The sequence below is a fragment of the Pseudomonas sp. D3-27 genome (assembly GCF_051132165.1).
In the GTDB taxonomy this organism is placed as follows: Bacteria; Pseudomonadota; Gammaproteobacteria; order Pseudomonadales; family Pseudomonadaceae; genus Aquipseudomonas.
The window spans coordinates 2,088,327-2,105,085 of record NZ_CP071667.1 but is presented as its reverse complement, the minus strand read 5'-3'; the positions used below and the strand labels follow the sequence as shown (position 1 = coordinate 2,105,085).

15 protein-coding genes are annotated in these 16,759 nt (G+C 60.2%); 6 read left to right on the top strand and 9 right to left on the bottom strand.

Features of this window, described 5'->3' with window-relative positions:
* The first annotated feature begins 129 nt into the window (after positions 1 to 129).
* Positions 130 to 1,026, top strand: a complete 897-nt coding sequence (nhaR, locus tag J3P92_RS09750; protein ID WP_420764639.1) for a transcriptional activator NhaR — start codon at positions 130 to 132, stop codon at positions 1,024 to 1,026.
* On the opposite strand, the gene J3P92_RS09745 is transcribed toward nhaR, so the two are convergent.
* Positions 1,023 to 2,183: an MFS transporter gene (locus J3P92_RS09745; RefSeq protein ID WP_434563331.1), complete on the bottom strand. Its 1,161-nt coding sequence runs from the start codon at positions 2,181 to 2,183 to the stop codon at positions 1,023 to 1,025. The genes nhaR and J3P92_RS09745 overlap by 4 nt on opposite strands.
* Positions 2,184 to 2,463: 280 nt before the next feature.
* Between J3P92_RS09745 and sstT the strand changes: the two genes are divergently transcribed.
* Positions 2,464 to 3,696: a serine/threonine transporter SstT gene (sstT, locus tag J3P92_RS09740; protein ID WP_420764641.1), complete on the top strand. Its 1,233-nt coding sequence runs from the start codon at positions 2,464 to 2,466 to the stop codon at positions 3,694 to 3,696.
* A 79-nt stretch (positions 3,697 to 3,775) separates the two neighbouring features.
* Here the strand turns inward: sstT and J3P92_RS09735 are convergent, their stop codons facing one another.
* On the bottom strand, positions 3,776 to 4,285 hold the full coding sequence (locus J3P92_RS09735; protein WP_434650554.1) for a DUF1993 domain-containing protein: 510 nt from the start codon (positions 4,283 to 4,285) through the stop codon (positions 3,776 to 3,778).
* A 129-nt stretch (positions 4,286 to 4,414) separates the two neighbouring features.
* Between J3P92_RS09735 and J3P92_RS09730 the strand changes: the two genes are divergently transcribed.
* Complete coding sequence (locus J3P92_RS09730) at positions 4,415 to 5,062, top strand: YceH family protein (protein WP_420764643.1); 648 nt, start codon at positions 4,415 to 4,417, stop codon at positions 5,060 to 5,062.
* A gap of 6 nt (positions 5,063 to 5,068) precedes the next feature.
* Here the strand turns inward: J3P92_RS09730 and J3P92_RS09725 are convergent, their stop codons facing one another.
* Positions 5,069 to 5,890 (bottom strand): shikimate 5-dehydrogenase, encoded by an 822-nt coding sequence (locus tag J3P92_RS09725; protein ID WP_420764644.1) that lies wholly within the window; start codon positions 5,888 to 5,890, stop codon positions 5,069 to 5,071.
* Positions 5,891 to 6,135: 245 nt separating this feature from the next.
* On the opposite strand from J3P92_RS09725, the gene J3P92_RS09720 reads away from it, so the two are divergent.
* On the top strand, positions 6,136 to 6,486 hold the full coding sequence (locus J3P92_RS09720; protein ID WP_039589121.1) for a hypothetical protein: 351 nt from the start codon (positions 6,136 to 6,138) through the stop codon (positions 6,484 to 6,486).
* Positions 6,487 to 6,572: 86 nt separating this feature from the next.
* On the opposite strand, the gene J3P92_RS09715 is transcribed toward J3P92_RS09720, so the two are convergent.
* The 5 genes from J3P92_RS09715 to J3P92_RS09695 all read right to left on the bottom strand — a co-directional run bounded on the left by J3P92_RS09715 (position 6,573) and on the right by J3P92_RS09695 (position 14,382).
* Positions 6,573 to 8,093, bottom strand: a complete 1,521-nt coding sequence (locus tag J3P92_RS09715) for a nucleobase:cation symporter-2 family protein (RefSeq protein WP_420764645.1) — start codon at positions 8,091 to 8,093, stop codon at positions 6,573 to 6,575.
* Positions 8,094 to 8,223: 130 nt separating this feature from the next.
* Positions 8,224 to 9,054: an arylamine N-acetyltransferase family protein gene (locus tag J3P92_RS09710; RefSeq protein ID WP_434650552.1), complete on the bottom strand. Its 831-nt coding sequence runs from the start codon at positions 9,052 to 9,054 to the stop codon at positions 8,224 to 8,226.
* 115 nt (positions 9,055 to 9,169) lie between these two features.
* Positions 9,170 to 9,964 carry an exodeoxyribonuclease III gene (gene xth / locus J3P92_RS09705; RefSeq protein WP_420764647.1) on the bottom strand — a complete coding sequence of 265 codons (795 nt, stop codon included), beginning with the start codon at positions 9,962 to 9,964 and terminating at the stop codon, positions 9,170 to 9,172.
* A gap of 70 nt (positions 9,965 to 10,034) precedes the next feature.
* On the bottom strand, positions 10,035 to 12,611 hold the full coding sequence (locus J3P92_RS09700; protein WP_434650550.1) for a bifunctional diguanylate cyclase/phosphodiesterase: 2,577 nt from the start codon (positions 12,609 to 12,611) through the stop codon (positions 10,035 to 10,037).
* 199 nt (positions 12,612 to 12,810) lie between these two features.
* Entirely contained in the window at positions 12,811 to 14,382 is a 1,572-nt protein-coding gene (locus J3P92_RS09695) for a sensor domain-containing diguanylate cyclase (RefSeq protein WP_434610626.1), read from the bottom strand.
* A 286-nt stretch (positions 14,383 to 14,668) separates the two neighbouring features.
* On the opposite strand from J3P92_RS09695, the gene J3P92_RS09690 reads away from it, so the two are divergent.
* Both J3P92_RS09690 and J3P92_RS09685 read left to right on the top strand, forming a co-directional pair.
* Positions 14,669 to 15,817 carry a mechanosensitive ion channel family protein gene (locus J3P92_RS09690; protein ID WP_434563318.1) on the top strand — a complete coding sequence of 383 codons (1,149 nt, stop codon included), beginning with the start codon at positions 14,669 to 14,671 and terminating at the stop codon, positions 15,815 to 15,817.
* A gap of 87 nt (positions 15,818 to 15,904) precedes the next feature.
* Positions 15,905 to 16,384, top strand: coding sequence for a hypothetical protein (locus tag J3P92_RS09685; protein WP_420764651.1), 480 nt, complete (start codon positions 15,905 to 15,907; stop codon positions 16,382 to 16,384).
* Between the two features lie 32 nt (positions 16,385 to 16,416).
* Here the strand turns inward: J3P92_RS09685 and J3P92_RS09680 are convergent, their stop codons facing one another.
* Positions 16,417 to 16,659 carry a hypothetical protein gene (locus J3P92_RS09680; RefSeq protein WP_434610621.1) on the bottom strand — a complete coding sequence of 81 codons (243 nt, stop codon included), beginning with the start codon at positions 16,657 to 16,659 and terminating at the stop codon, positions 16,417 to 16,419.
* Between the last annotated feature and the right edge of the window lie 100 nt (positions 16,660 to 16,759).

The following is a 16,759-nucleotide window of genomic DNA, read 5'->3' as shown; positions in this document are numbered from 1 at the left end:
GCCTCTCAGAGAATAGACGGAGCACGAAAGATGGCTCACCGATGGCCCGGAATTCTAGAGAGGGAAATACTTCAGGAAAATTCGTATTTTCAGCGGCTATACTTCGGTTTTTACGAAGCGGCGAGAATCATGCTCAATTATCGACAGCTGCATTATTTCTGGGTCGTGGCGAAAACCGGCAGCATCGTGCGGGCCTGCGAGCAACTGAACCTGACGCCGCAAACCATCAGCGGGCAAATCTCATTGTTTGAACAGACCTACAACATCAAGCTGTTCCGCCGAGTCGGACGCCAGTTGGAACTGACCGAGGCCGGCCGCCAGACGCTGCCTTACGCCGAGCACATGTTCCAACTGGGCGGCGAACTGGAGCTGATGCTGCGGGCTCAACCCAACGAGCAGCAAACGCTGTTCCGGGTCGGGGTGGCGGACGTCGTGCCCAAATCCATCGTTTATCGGCTGTTGGCACCTACCATGGAATTGAGCGAGCCGCTGCGCATTACCTGCCGGGAAGACAAGCTCGAACGGCTATTGGCTGACCTGGCGATCCAGCGCCTGGATCTGGTGATTTCCGACAGTCCGATGCCAAGTCATCTGGATATCAAGGGCTACAGCCAGAAACTGGGGGAATGCGGAATCAGCTTTTTCGCCACCCCGGCGTTGGCCGAACATCATGGGCAGGACTTCCCCCACGGCCTGCATGACGCCCCGCTGCTGATCCCCGGGCCGGAGACAGTCGTGCGCAGCCGGCTGCAACGCTGGTTCGCTGAACAGCAGATCCAACCGCGCATCGTCGGTGAATTCGATGACAGCGCATTGATGCAGGCGTTTGGGCAATCCGGCAGCGGGATCTTCATCGGTCCCAGCGTGATCGCTGAAGAAGTCCAACAGCAATACGGGGTACAGGTGATCGGCCAGACCGATGCGGTGAGCGAGTCTTTCTACGCCATCTCCGTGGAGCGCAAGGTCAGCCACCCGGGCATCGTCGCGATCGCCGAGGGGGCGCGGCGCGAGCTGTTCAGCGCTTAGTGCTGCACACAGGCGGCGCGGGGCTTGAACGTCATCAGCAATAACGCCAGCAGGATCGACACCAGAATGAACCCGGCCGCGGCGAAACCGACCTTACCCAGCCCAAGGGTATCGATGACCCGACCGCCAACCATCGCGCCCAGGCCTATACCCAGGTTCGCCCCCGCGATATTCAGCGACGCGGCAAAGGCCGGAGCTTCTGGTGCGGCCTTCATCAGCCGGACATGGCTGACCAAAAACAGCGCCGCCTGGGTCACGCCCCATATGCCAAGGGCGGCGGCTAGCCCAAGAGTCGAATGGATACTCGGCACCAGCGCGACCATGCCGCCGATCATGAACAGGCAGAACACCATCGAGGCGATCAAGGGATGCCGGTCCACCGCGCGACCGCCCAGGGAATTGCCGAGCAGGCCTACCGCGCCAAAACCCATCAGGCACCAGCCCACCAGCGTGCCATCGAAGCCGGCCAGGCGTTCAAGGATATCCGCGAGGTAGGTGTAGGCGGTGAACATGCCGCTGAACACCAGGATCGACAACAACACATGCCCTTGCATCAACGGGCTGTGCAGGATCTTGAATTGCGAGCGAAAGCTCACCTGGTGTTGATGCAGGTTTGTCCTAGGCAAGTAGATGAACAGCAGCAGCGCCTTGGCGAACGCAATGACGGCCAGGATCGCAAAGGCGCTTCGCCAGCCGAATGCATCGCTGATCAGCGTACCCACCGGGATACCAAACACCGTGGCGCAGACGATACCGAAGCCGATCCGGGCGATGGCCCTCCCGGCGAACTGCGGCCCGACTATGTCCACTGCCGTTTCGCTGGCCAATGCCCAGAACACAGGCAAGCCTAGGGCCGGGATCAATCGGGCAACTGCCATGACCCAGATGTTGGGCGCCAGCGCCGCCAGGGTGTTGGCCAACGCGAACATCACCAGCACGCTGATAAACAATTTGCGCCGTTCAACCCGGGCGAACCAGGCGGTGAGGAACGGCCCGAACGCCGCGACAGTAAACGCAAACAGCGTCACTAACAGCCCCGCCTGGGGAATGGTGACGTGCAGGTCGCGGGCAATGGAAGGCAGCAGGCCGACGATGATGAATTCCGTGGTCAACACCGTAAAACCGGCGGCGGACAACAGGAAAATGGGTAACAGCATGCGCGACTCCGGGGAAAACGACGACACCAGCGATAGCCATAGGCCCGCTGGCGGTATTGAAAAGTGAGAAGGACAAAGCCTACCAGAATGTGCCCGTCAGAAAAACGTGCTCAAACATGGGGGTGACGGATCGTCACGGGTCCGTCAGATTTTTCGTCGGGCTGTGATAAAGTCCGCGACCTGCAAACGCTCTACCTTCTTTCGGTCCCGTCCATGTGGCCTGCCGGCTTATAGCCCCGTTCGGCTGACCGTTACACATAAAAAAATCAGAGATACCGTTATGACAGCTGTCTCCCCTTCTCCATTGCACCGCCTCAAAAGCACTGGCCTGGTCACGCAGATCATTATTGGCCTGATCGCCGGTATTGTCCTGGCATGGCTGGCGCCGGACCTGGCGAAATCCACTGAATTCATCGGCAAGGTTTTTGTGTCCGCGCTCAAGGCGGTGGCACCGATCCTGGTGTTCGTGCTGGTCATGGCCTCTATCGCCAACCATAAGCACGGCCAGGAGACCCATATCCGGCCGATCCTGTTCCTTTATCTGTTGGGTACTTTCGCGGCCGCGGTGGTCGCGGTCATCGCCAGCACGCTGTTTCCCTCCAGCCTTGTGCTGAGCACCCAGGACGTTGCGGTCACCGCACCGGGTGGCATCAGCGAAGTGCTGCAAAGCCTGGCGTTGAGCGTCGTTGACAACCCGGTCCGTGCATTGATGACCGGCAACTTCATCGGCATCCTGGCCTGGGCCATCGGCATGGGCATCGCCATTCGCCATGCCGGCCAAACCACGCGCACTGTGCTCGAAGACCTGTCCAACGGCGTGACCGTGATCGTGCGCCTGGTCATCCGCTTCGCCCCGCTGGGGATTTTCGGGCTGGTGGCCTCGACGCTCGCCACTTCTGGCTTCAGCGCCCTGCTCGGCTACCTGCATCTGCTGATCGTACTGATCGGTTGCATGCTGTTCGTGGCGCTGGTGGTCAACCCACTCATCGTGTTCTGGAAACTGCGTCGCAACCCTTACCCGCTGGTGTTTACCTGCCTGCGTGAAAGCGGCATCACCGCGTTCTTCACCCGCAGCTCCGCGGCGAACATCCCCGTGAACCTGGAGCTCAGCAGACGCCTCGGCCTGCATGAGGATACGTACTCGGTTTCGATCCCGCTGGGTGCGACCATCAACATGGCGGGCGCCGCCATTACCATCACGGTCCTGACACTGGCCGCCGTGCATACCCTGGGTATCGTGGTGGATATCCCCACCGCCGTGCTGCTCAGTGTCGTTGCCGCCGTCTGCGCTTGCGGTGCTTCCGGGGTCGCGGGCGGGTCGCTGTTGTTGATTCCCCTGGCGTGCAGCCTGTTTGGCATTCCCAGCGAAATCGCCATGCAGGTGGTCGCCGTAGGGTTCATCATCGGCGTGCTGCAGGATTCGGCTGAAACGGCGTTGAATTCGTCCACCGATGTCTTGTTCACGGCGGCGGCTTGCCTGGGTGAAGAAGAGCGGGCGCGGGGCGCGGCGTAAACGCTTGGTGGCCTGACAGCCAGCCATAAAAAAGCCCGGGACGGCTCCACCGCCCCGGGCTTTTTCATGCCTGCGGGAGTTAGAACGCGCCCATGTAATCGCGCTTGCCTACTTCCACGCCATTGTGACGCAACAATGCATATGCGGTGGTCACGTGGAAGAAGAACTGCGGCAAGCCGTAGGTCAGCAGATAATTCTGGCCAGTGAAGCGTTTTTCCTTCGGCGTGCCCGGACGGGTCACGATTTCGATGCCTTCCTTGCCGTCAATCTGCTGGGCATTGATGCCATCGATGAAAGCCAGCACCTTGGCGATCAATGCCTGCAGCTCAGCGAAGGTGGTCTCGCTGTCGTCATACTTCGGCACTTCGATCTCCGCCAGGCGCGCGGACACGCCCTTGGCGAAGTCCACGGCAATTTGCACCTGGCGTACCAACGGGAACATGTCCGGGAACAGGCGCGCTTGCAAGAGCGCGTTCGGATCGATGTTCTTGGAGGTGGCGTGGGCCTCGGCCTTGTTCAAAACATCGCTCAGGGCATTGAGCATTTGCTTGAAAACCGGGACGGAGGCAGCGTACAGGGAAATAGTCATGGCGATCTCATGGAGTAATGGAAGGAAACGAATCAAACGTGGGCGATTATAGCCACGGCTTGTTGCGCACCTTGTCTTTTATTGCGCAAGGATTAGGCTAGGCGGCTTCCACAGCATAGGGAACGCGCGATGAGCATCGAAGAACAAAGCCCGGCCGAAGAACCGCGGCTCAACAGCACGGAAATCCGCATTCTTGGCGCCCTGATCGAAAAGCAGGCCACCAATCCCGAGACTTACCCCCTCACCCTCAACGCGCTGGTGTTGGCTTGCAACCAGAAAACCAGCCGCGAACCGGTGATGAACCTCAACCCGGGGCCAGTCGGCCAAAGCCTGCGAGCCCTGGAAGGACGTGGTTTTACCCGGTTGGTGATGGGCAGTCGCGCCGACCGCTGGGAGCACCGGGTCGACAAGGCGCTGGAACTGGTGCCGGCCCAGGTGATCCTGATGGGATTGCTGTTCCTGCGCGGCCCGCAGACCGTCAATGAGCTGCTGACCCGCAGCGGCCGCATGCATGATTTCGAGGACACCGAGCAGGTGGTGCATCAGCTGGAGCGCCTGATCGCTCGTGGCCTGGCGTTGCTGGTGCCGCGCCAGGCCGGCCAACGGGAAGACCGTTACATGCATGCCATGGGCGACCCGGCAGACATCGAGGCGATCCTCGCCGCGCGTCACCAGCCGACCGAACGCAGCGCGGCCGGCGGCGTATCGCTGGAGCGTATCGAAGAGCTAGAAGCGCGAATCGCAGCGCTGGAAGAACGGCTGGCACGATTGGAATGACAGGGCCTACACCGCTCGGGCAAACGCCACGGCCTTGTCGAATTGTTCCAGGTTGGGCCGAACGCCGGTGTACAGGACAAACTGCTCCAACGCCTGGATCGCAATGACCTCAAGGCCGGTGATCACCCGTTTGCCTTCCGCTCTGGCATGCACGATCAACGGCGTTTCCGAAGGAATCGCCACGACATCGAACACAGTGTCGGCGGCAGCGATGGCGGCGGGCTCGAATGCCAACAGGTCCGCTTCCGCCCCGCCGGTCATGCCGATCGGCGTGACGTTGATGAGCATCTGCGGCCGTCGGTCACCCAACTCGGCTTGCCATTCGTAACCCAGCGTGTCGGCCAGCGCTCGGCCGGTGGTTTCGTTGCGGGCAACGATCAAGCCGTTTGTATAGCCGCCGTCGCGCAAGGCGCTGGCGACTGCCTTGGCCATGCCACCGCTGCCGCGCAAGGCAAATGTTGACTCCTTGGGCACGGCATGGCTTTGCAACAGTTGCGCGATGGCGATGTAGTCCGTGTTGTAGGCCTTCAAATGACCATTGGTATTGACGATGGTGTTGATCGACTGGATGGCAGCGGCGGAAGGATCCAGCTCATCGACCAAGGCAATGCAGGCCTCCTTGAATGGCATCGACACACCGCACCCGCGGATACCCAGGGCACGGATACCGCCCACTGCCCCGGCCAGGTCCTGGCTGGTGAACGCCTTGTAGTAGAAGTTGAGCCCCAACTGCTCATACAGGTGATTGTGAAAACGCAGGCCGAAATTGCCCGGGCGCCCCGATAGCGACATGCATAGCTGGGTGTCTTTGTTGGGGTTCATCTGCATGTGCGTCTCCTTCAAGCCACTTTCGGATGGACGGGAGTGTCGTCCCGACCGGTTCATCGATGATCAGACACCGTGCGCAGCGAACCGACTCGGTGTTCGTAAAAAAAATCTGTCGCAGACCTTACACAACCTTTACCCAACAGCGCCGCAAATCCTGGGAAAATCGCTGTCATAGCAAGTATCCCCGCGCCCTTATTCGGGTCTGTAGCAGGCCACAGGCGCCGGGGTCGGAACGAGGAAACGCCATGAAACGCAAACTCCCTATCATCGCCCTGCTCGTGGGGGCACTCGCGGTCACCGGCCAGGCATCCGCCCATGGTCGCGGTGGTTGGGAGGGGCCCGCAGTGTTCGGCGCCATCGTCGGCTCTGCCATTGTCGGCTCCGCGCTCATCAACCGAGACCGGCCGGTTTACGTACAACAGCCCGTCTACGTTCAGCCACAGCCGGTCTACGTGCAGCAACCTCCACCGGTCTACTACCAGCCACAGCCGGTGTATATCGAGCAGCCGATCTATTATCGCCCGGCCCCGGTGTATTACGGGCCACCGAGGGGCTATTACTACGGTCCGCCACGTGGGCACTACGGGCGCTGGTAAACGGCCCCTCTAAAGCGAAACAAAAAAGCAGCCTGTGATTTATCATCACAGGCTGCTTTTTGTTGGGCTGGCGTTTTTCGCCAAGGCTAGACGTGCTCACCGCTTTTCAATCGCACCGGGCCATGATCCCCAGTGGGATGCTCAGGTGCGGCTACGACGGGGATTTCGTTACCGTCGCAGTCGTGCAACTTGCCGTCGCTGAAATAGTCACCTTCCCGTAGCGCCGCCAGGTCCTGATAACGCAGCACCCGCTCGGTGCCGGCGGCGAATACCGATTGTTGATCGGAGTTGCCGGTGGTGAAGTGGTTGAAGGCCAGGTTCAACATGATGGCCATGATGGCCGATGAGCTGATGCCGGAGTGAAAGATCGTCGCGAACCAGCTCGGGAAATGATCGTAGAAGTTCGGTGCGGCGATGGGAATCATGCCGAAGCCAATGGACGTGGCGACAATGATCAGGTTGACGTTGTTGCGGTAATCGACCTTCGACAGCGTCCGGATTCCGCTGGCGGCAACGGTACCGAACAACACGATACCAGCGCCTCCGAGCACGGAGGTCGGCACGGCGGCGATTACCCGGCCCATGAAGGGCAACAGCCCAAGCACCACCAGGAACACACCCCCTGTCGCCACCACGAAACGACTCTTGATTCCAGTCACTGCCACCAGGCCGACGTTCTGGGCAAAGGCGCTCTGGGTGAACGATCCGAAGATCGGCGCGATCATGCTCGACAACATATCTGCTCGAAGGCCGTTGCCCAGACGCCGGGAATCGACCTTGGTGTCGATAATCTCGCCCACTGCCAGGATATCGGCCGAGGTTTCCACCAGCGTCACCATGATCACGATGCACATCGACAGAATCGCGGCGATATGAAAGGTCGGCATGCCGAAGTGAAAAGGTGTCGGGAAGCCGAACATTGGCCCCTCACCCACTGACGAAAAATCGGCCATGCCGAGGAACACCGCGATGACCGTACCGATGACCATCGCCAGCAGGATCGATAACCGCGAAATCGTCGCGCTGCCCATCTTGCTCAGCACCAGTACCAACACCAGGGTCACCGCGGCCAGGCCAATGTTGGCCATGCTGCCAAAATCCGGCGCATGGCTGTTGCCGCCCATTGCCCAGCGTGCCGCCACCGGCATCAACGTCAGGCCAATGGTGGTGATGACGATGCCGGTCACCAGAGGTGGGAAAAAACGCGTGATGCGGGAAAACACCGGAGTGATAAGCAGGCCGATCAAGGAGGCGGCAATCACCGCGCCGAGGATGGCCTGGAAGCCGCCCTCCCCACCGGTGCCGACAATTGCAACCATGGTTGCGACGCCGGAGAACGAAACGCCTTGGACCAGCGGCAGTTGGCAACCAAAAAACGGCAGGCCCAGGGTCTGCAACAACGTCGCCAGCCCCCCTGCAAACAACGAAGCCGCGATCAGCAGACCGATGTCGGCCGGGGACAACCCGGCCGCCTGGCCGATGATCAACGGCACCGCGACGATGCCACCGTACATGGTCAGGACATGTTGCAGGCCGTAAGCCATATTCGCGCCGACCCCGAGGTTTTCGTCCTCGGGCCGTGGGAGTGAAACATGGGGCGTTTTCATGGTTCGGGGGTTCCCTGTTTTTTGTTATGCGCACACTGTATTCAAAAGCCAGGACAAATGTCCATAGAGTTGTATACAACTTGTTGCGCATCCGTCGCTGACAGGGAATGCAATTGCTAAACCAAAACGCTCAAGGCATCACACCCAACAGCCCTTCGATTGCGGGTCGCAGCAGTTCCCGGGGCGGCACCGTGAGGCTGAATTCATTTTCCAGCAACGTGATCAGCTCATCCGCGTCGTTGATGGTGCGTCGTTCACTTTCGTGCCCGATCCGGTGCACGGCATAGCTGTTGCCGTTGAGCGTCCTACGGAGTCCCTCACCGGTACGGGCGACCATCAGCCTTCCCATGAACGGTGATTCGGGATGGGAGCAGACGTACCAATTGCCCACGGTATAGTCGATTTCCTCCTGGCGTTGCAGGTCGAAAAGATACATCGGGCGCCATTCATCGCCGACCTGGGCGCGCAGCAGGTAGCCACCCGGGTTGACGTCGATGCGATACGGCTCATGGGGCGTGTGCTGGATATCGCGGCTATCCAGCAAAAGCGGCGCGGTGGGCACCATACCGCCGAAACCGACGTCGGTGATATAGCGCACGCCACTGAGCGTCACCACGCTCAAGCGATGGGTGCGGGCTGTCCAGGCGCCCTCGGCGGCGTTCATCACAACGCGTCCAGTGATGCCCTGGGCATCAAAGCCCAGGGTTTGCAACAGCGCCAGGAACAACTGGTTGAGTTCATAGCAATAACCGCCACGGCCCTGTTCGAAAACCTTCCGCTCGACGGATTCAAGGTCGATGGCGACCGGCTGGCGCAACAGTGTCGAGAGGGTTTCGAAGGGAAACTCGGCCGTATGGCGCTTTTGAAGCTGACGCAGCGTTTCCAGCGTTGGAGGCGGCGCCGTGTCAAAGCCCAGGCGTCGTAGATAGCGACCGGTGTCGCTCAGTCGAGGTTGGCTCATGGGGATGTCCTTTCCTGTCAAGGCAGGGCTTTGGGTTAGCGCGCTGCGATTGGGCAGGTATAAGGCATTTCCTTCCTACGGACAAATCCCACGAGTGCTTGGTCCGCTCGCCCCTTCAGCGTCGCTTGCGCGAAGACAAGCGAATCCAGGTAGGCGCATGGTCACTGGGATGCTCCTGGTTCCTGACCCAGGCATCCACGCCCGCGTCGCTCAGGTATGCACTGGCCACGGGGTTGAGCAGCAGGTGATCGATGCGCAGCCCGGAGTTCTTTTGCCAATGCTGGCGAAAATAGTCCCAGAACGTATAGATCCGCTCTTCTGGGTAGAGGTGACGCAGGGAGTCCGTCCACCCCTGGTCCAGCAGTCGTTGGTAGCACTCCCGGCTTTCGGGCTGCAACAACGCGTCCTTGAGCCAGGAGCGTGGGTTGTAGATATCCATGTCGGTTGGCACCACGTTGTAGTCCCCAGCCAACACCACCGGATGATCACTCGCCTGGAGTGCCTGCGCATAGTCGATCAGGCGCTCGAACCATGCCAGCTTGTAGTCGAACTTCGGACCGGGCTGGGGATTGCCATTGGGCAAATAGAGGCAGCCCACCAGCACGCCATGCACCGCCGCCTCCAGATAACGACTGTGACTGTCTTCCTCTCCTCCTGGCAGCCCGCGTCTACTCTCCAGGGGTTGCGCATCACGGGCCAGGATCGCCACACCGTTCCATGAAGCCTGGCCATGCCAGATCGATCCATATCCCACCGACTCCAACTCGGCGGCGGGAAAGTCTTTGTCCGCAGCCTTGAGCTCTTGCAGGCAGGCAATATCGGGTTTTTCCCGCTCCAGCCATTCCAGCAGGTTAGGCAACCGCGCCCGAATGCCGTTGATGTTGAACGTCGCGATCCGCAGGTTCTTCATGGGCGAATAATTCCTGAATGCCAAGACATAGCTGTGACCGGCGACAGGCCTCGGGGGTTGCAATCATTGCTCAGGAACCGGTTCTTGACATGGACTGGCTGCTTTCAAGCAAGGCAGCAAATGCCTGCTTGTCGATTGGCCGGCTAAGGAAATAGCCCTGCACTTCGTGGCATTCATCGGTGCCCAATGAACCCAATTGTGCCAGGGTCTCCACGCCCTCCGCCGTGACCGTCAAGCCCATCGCCTTGCCCAGGTTGATAATCGCCTGGACCACGGCGCGGTCGCTGCTGCTATTGCTCATCGAGGCAATGAAGCGCTTGTCGATCTTGATGCCGTCGAACGGGTATGTGCGCAGGTAGCCGAGGGATGAGTAACCGGTACCAAAATCGTCCATGTTCAAGCGCACCCCCAATTCCTTGAGCGCATTCATCACCTGGAGCGCGCCATCCACGTCGTTCAGCATGACGTTTTCGGTGATCTCCAGCTCCAGGCGACTCGCCGGGAAGTGGGTTTCGATCAATACCTGGCGGACATCCTCGACCACATCGCTGCGTTCGAATTGCGCCGGTGACAGGTTGACCGAAACCATCAGCGATCCCGGCCAGGTGAGCGCGGTTTCGCACGCCTCGCGCAGTACCCAGCGCGACAGCGGGACGATCAGGTCGGTTTGCTCGGCCAGCGGAATGAAGGCATCGGGGCTCAACAGACCCTGGGTTGGATGTTGCCAGCGCACCAGCGATTCCACCGCGACGATCTCCTGGCCGTCGACCGTGTAGCGAGGCTGGAAATGCAGGATGAATTCGTTGTTCTTCACCGCTTGGCGCAGGTCGTTTTCCAACTGACGACGATGCTGGATCTGATCGTTCATGTGCGAGGCGAAATAGCACCAGGTCTTTTTACCCTCGGACTTGGCCTGGTACAGGGCTATGTCGGCGCAGCGGATCAACTCGCCTGGTACGTAGCCTTGTCGTCGGCTCACGGCAACGCCGATGCTCGCACCAATGTGCAGGGAATGGGACTCGTAGTGGATCGGTTGCTGCAGGCTGTCGATGAGCCGCGTACAGAATCGGTCGATTTCAGTGGAGTGCTCCGCGCCACTGAGCACTATCACGAACTCATCCCCTCCCAGGCGCGCCACCAGGTCCTGTTCACGCGTGCTGTCGCGCAGGCGCTGGGCGACTTCCAGCAACACAGCATCGCCCGCCGCATGGCCCAGGGAATCGTTGATCGGCTTGAAGTTGTCCAGGTCCACCATCAGCAGGGCCAACGGCGCGGAATGCTCCTTGGCGATCAACGCGTCGTCCAGGTGTCGCGCCAACTTGTTGCGATTCGGCAGTCCGGTCAGCGCATCATGCAGCGACAGATGCTGGACTTGAGCGTGGGCGGCCACCTCATCGGTGATGTCGCTGGCCGTGCCGCGATAGCCCGTCACGGTTGCCTTGTCCTGGATCGGTCGCGCCGAGACCCGACAGAATCGCAATTGCCCGGAATGATCGCGGTAAGAGCAGCGCAGGTTGCTGGCGTTCTGTTCTTCGACCAGGTTGCCCAGCCAGGAAGCAATGGGCAGGGTGTCGCAGAACAGCAACTGCTCGATCTCCTGGCCCAGCCACTGCTGGTCGGAAAAACCCGTGACGGCATTAAAGCGAGCCGATAGATAGGTGATGTGTTGCTGGCTGTCGATCTCCCATATCCAGTCGGACGCAGCCTCGGCCACGGCGCGAAAACGTTCTTCGCTGGCCTCGAGCGCTTGTTTCGATTTTTCAAGGCTGTCGTAGCTGGCGTCCACCTGTCGAGCCGTGCGCATGGCATACCGGAAAAAATAGGCGGTGAGCAACGCCAGGATCAGCAATGCGCCTCCCAACGGCGGAGCCAGTGACCACAGCAAATGCTGGCCCGGCCGCTGCAGCTGCGATATCAAGCTGTAGCCGGTACTGTCCAACGGCACCGCGGGCTGGCCGGGCTCCAATGTGGTGTCTTTCACCAGGTTCAGGTCGGTCAGGCCGTAACCCATGCCCACCTTGCGCAGTTTCACCGGCGTCAGTTGGTCGACGAACAGCAGGATCGACGTCTCCCTGGCGTTGACCTGGGGACGTTCGTCGTTGGGCACAATCACCGAAGCCGTGACGACGGCCGGCCAGCCTTCGAACAAGGTGTAGCGGATCATCGGCCTGGTCAGGTCAGGTTGTGCCTGGAGCTCATCCACGAGGTCCTTCAGCGGCATATTCATGAACGCCGCCGCGTCTGCCTGGACCTGCTGGCCCCGCACCACGGCATATTTGGTGCGCTCACGGTCAATGACAAACACACCTTCTAGTTCATCGTTGGTGAACAGGGTCTTGCCCATGTTCTGGTCGGCATAGGCCCACTGCACATCGACCTCGCCGCTTAGGTGCTCGTAGGCAGTGGTCCAGTAGGCGTAGCTGGTGATGTAGTTTTTCGTGGCTGTGATGCGATTATCGAGGGCACGCTGGATATAGAAGCGGGTCTCATCCACATCCTGTGCATCCAGCTTTTGCGCGATGTTGAACAGCGCGGCGACGGCCACCAGAACCCCCAGGACAAACAACACGCCAAGGGCCGCCACCAGGCGACGGGTGATCGGCGTATGACGCGAGACATCAGAGGGGGTATCGGCAGTGGTATCCATTGACCTGTTCCTATCCTTTCGGCGCTGGCTTCGCCGTGCAAAGGTCACGGCGTGAACCGCATCGGACCGTTGCGCTTTCATAACCTTAGCAGCCATCGTCCAGCCAGATGATGAGCCACAAGATTTGACGAAAGGGCCCACGCCTAGCCTGCATGTTGACCAATGGACCGTTATCCGCCGCCGATGATTCCAACGGATCTCAACGGTCGGAACGCTCCAGCGCATCCAGCGCGCCTTCCCTGGATAGGACCGCGACACAGTTGCGACCGCTGTGCTTGGCCTGATAGAGCGCAGCGTCCGCCCGTTGGATAAACACTTCGGTACTGTCCAGGCTGCTCGGCACGAAGGCATAGCAGCCGAGGCTGACCGTCAGGTAGCCAGAGGGGGAAGCGGAGTGGCTGATGTGCTTGTCGATGACACAGCTGCGGATCTGCTCGGCCAATGCCATGGCACCGTGCAGGTTGGTGTCGGGCAGCAGGACGGCGAACTCCTCGCCGCCGTAGCGCACCGCCAGGTCGGCCTTGCGATGACAGCAACTCTTGAGCACCTTCGCCACCTCGGCCAGGCAGTGGTCCCCCGCAACATGCCCATAGGTGTCGTTGTAGCGTTTGAAAAAATCGATGTCGAGCATGATCAGGCTCAGGGGGCTGCGCTGGCGAGCGCCTCGCCCGAATTCGATGTCCAGGGCACGTTCGAATAAACGCCGATTCGCCAGGCCGGTCAGGCTGTCGTGGGTGGCTATCAGCTCCAGCGCTTCCTGGGCCTTGCGCAAGTCTGCCTCGATCCGCTCGCTGTTGCGCACCTGGCGCACGAAGACCCAACCAAACAGGCAAACGCCCAACACCACCAAGGCCACGATAAGGCTGGACTGGAACGCCCTGTCGTACCAGCCCGCCAGGATCGCTTGTTCGGACATCGCGGCGGTCACCATCAGCGGATAAGCCTGCAGATGCCGGTGCCCATATAACCGGACGATGCCGTCGGGCGCCGGGCGGAGCACCGTATCGCCGGCGCCCATGCTTGCGTGCTGGTGTTCGTAAACGTACTCATCGGCAAGCGGACGACCGATCTGTCCCTCATCGAAAGGACGACGCGCCAGCAACGTACCGTCGGACAGCGCCAAAGACATTTCGCCTTTGGCGTCGAGACTGAAGCTTTTAAAGAATTGATCGAAATAGGACATCTTGATGCCAGCCAGCAGCACGCCCTGGAAGTTGCCCTTCTGGTCATTCAATCGACGGGAAACCGGAATGATCCATTCACCGTTCTGTCGGCTTCGAACCGCTGGGCCGACGTGGGCGATCAGCGAGGCGTTCTGCTGGTGGAACTTGAAATAGTCCCGATCGGCCACCCCCGCCCCCCTGTGCAGGTGTTCGAAAGAAGTAATGATCCACTGGCCGTTCTTGTCGAACAGGAACAGACCATGCAACTGCTCCAGGGACTGCACCCGCCGGGCAAATGTCTGGTGCAGGCGTGGACGTGTCGACGGACCGAACCCGTCGTTTTGAATCCAGTCGGCCAGGCTGGCAAGCGCCAGGTCGGCTTGCAGGAATGTGTCCTGGGCCTGTTGGGCCATGGCCCGGGTGAGGTTGGCCGAAGCGAGGCGCGCCGACTCCAGGTCATGCCGACGGGACTGCTCCAGTTGCAAGAAGAGCAAACCGCAGAGGCACAGGCACACGGCTGCGATGAACATCACTGCGGCCTTGAGCAAAGGCAGGCGTTTCAAGGCACCGCCAGGCGCATGGTTCGGATCGTGGATGGGGATAGGCAAGCGAAATCCTGGGGAGGGCAAAACAGTGAGCGAGTCGCTCAAAAGCCCCCAATAATCGCGAGCTTAGCGTACCGCTTGGGGGGCGGCAATTTGCCTTTAGGAGTAAGTCGATGGATGGCGCAATGGATCCAAAACAAGCCAAGCGCAAGGCACGCGCCGCGCCCGGAGAATAAATTTGAACGGCCCCTGGCCCACATGAACTAACAAAGTTCATGGCCCGGCCCGTGCCTTGCGCGAATCGGCCAGGGCACAACCTGAACAGCAATGGCACAGATGATCCCGACCCATGGATTCAAGCTCTCTCGACATTTTTACCGACACCCAACTGCTCGGCATTTCCATCGCCAATTGGTTACTGGCACTCAGCGTGATGACGGTGAGTTTCATCGTTGCCAGAGCCGGCATCGGCTTCCTGTTGAAAAACGTACGGGCACGGGCGCAAAGGCCCGATGCCTACGTCAGCCATATTGCTGTCGAGGTCTTGTCCAGCACCAGCAACACCCTGCTATTGCTGGCCTCGATTCTGATCGGCATCGGTGTTCTGGACCTGCCGGAACGCTGGCTGGGTCGGGTCAGCAGCCTTTGGTTCGTCGTCGCCGCCTTGCAGGTGGGGTTATGGGCAAACCGGGCGATCGCCCTGGCCTTGCTGCACTATTTCGCGCGCCACAGCCACAGCGACATCCATCAGAAAAGCGCCTTGGCCACCTTGAGCCTCTGGGGCGCAAAAGTGTTCCTGTGGGCAGTGGTGCTGCTGGCGATGCTTTCCAACCTGGGCGTGAACATCACAGCATTCGTTGCCAGCCTCGGCGTTGGCGGCATTGCCGTAGCGCTCGCCGTGCAGAACATTCTCGGCGACCTGTTCGCCTCGCTGTCCATTGCCGTGGACAAACCCTTCGAAGTCGGCGACTTCATCGTGGTCGGTTCCCTGGCGGGCACCGTGGAACATGTCGGCCTGAAGACCACCCGGATCCGCAGCCTGGGCGGCGAGCAGATCGTCATGGCCAACGCGGGGATGATCAGCACCACCATCCAGAACTACAAACGCCTGCAGGAGCGCCGCATCGTCTTCGAATTCGCCCTGCCTCAGGAATGCTCGACCGAACAACTTCGGCAAGTGCCCGTCATCGTCGAAAACATCATCAAGGCCCAGGAGAAAACCCGCTTCGACCGCGCGCACTTTCGCGGTTTCGGCGAAAGCACGTTGGAATTCGAAACGGTCTACATCGTGCTGGACCCCAGCTACAACGTCTATATGGACATCCAGCAAGCCATCAACCTGGGGATGATGGACGAGTTCGCCAAGATCGGCGTGCGCTTCGCCATGCCGTCCCGCGCCGTGCACGTGGCTTCGTTGCCGGAGATGCCTGAGCAATTCGCCAGGGGGAACAGTGAAAGGATGCCGCTACGAACCGATGGGGCAGGCGCCAAGCATTAACCGTCAATTGCGCTTCCATGACCCAGCGCAAACGCCCAACCTGCCCCTTCGGCTAAGCTCAACCCATCACCACGACAGGGAATCGACATGAGCAAGGCAGACGAACTCGCAGCAAAGCTGAGGCAGGCCCAACGCGCGCCGGCCGACACTGACCATTGCGCCGATCTGGCGATTGAACACTGGCCTGGCCAGGTGTACGAGCTGTACCGCCAGATTGAAAGCTGGCTGGCGCCGGTCTGTGAGGCGGGCCTGGTTATCCGGCGTAACCCCACCCATGTGTTTGAAAGCCATTCCAGCGGGTCGACTTACAACTATGCCATCGACCAATTGGTGATCGAGGGCAATCACCGCCGCATCTTGCTCGACCCGATCGCTCGCTTTTCCCCCGATGCCGAGGGATGCATCGAAATCCATACGAAGGGATTGGAGCGCTGCATCCTGCGCACGGTGGGGATGCATGGCGAATCCCATTGGCATCTGCGGCCAACCGGCCAGCAGAAGCCCGAACCCGTGACCCTCGATGAAGACACTTTCCTGTCGTTCATCGAGGAAGGCTTGGGCCTTTAAGCACAAACGGGGATTCAACGGATTGCCCGTTCTCAGAGTCGATTCGATTCAAATGCCGCATCGGGCCCGCTTTTGATTGGCGTCCCTGTTTGCCGGTCAATGAGGATCGCCATGGCATTGTCGATCTCGTCGGCGGCACGCTCCGCATGTTGGGCATCCGCCCAGGTCCAGTGTTGTTCGGACACCAGGCCGCCCACCGCCTGGGCGCATAACTCATCGCAACTGATGCCCATTTTTCCCGCAGCAGCTATTACCGCCAGAAGGGCCTGCTCCAAGGGTTGAATTCTCTCAGTAGACACAACTAACCAACTCGGTAGATAACGAGTCCAAAGTCTACCAAGATATCAATGTGCCACCAACCGCAGCCGCCCAACG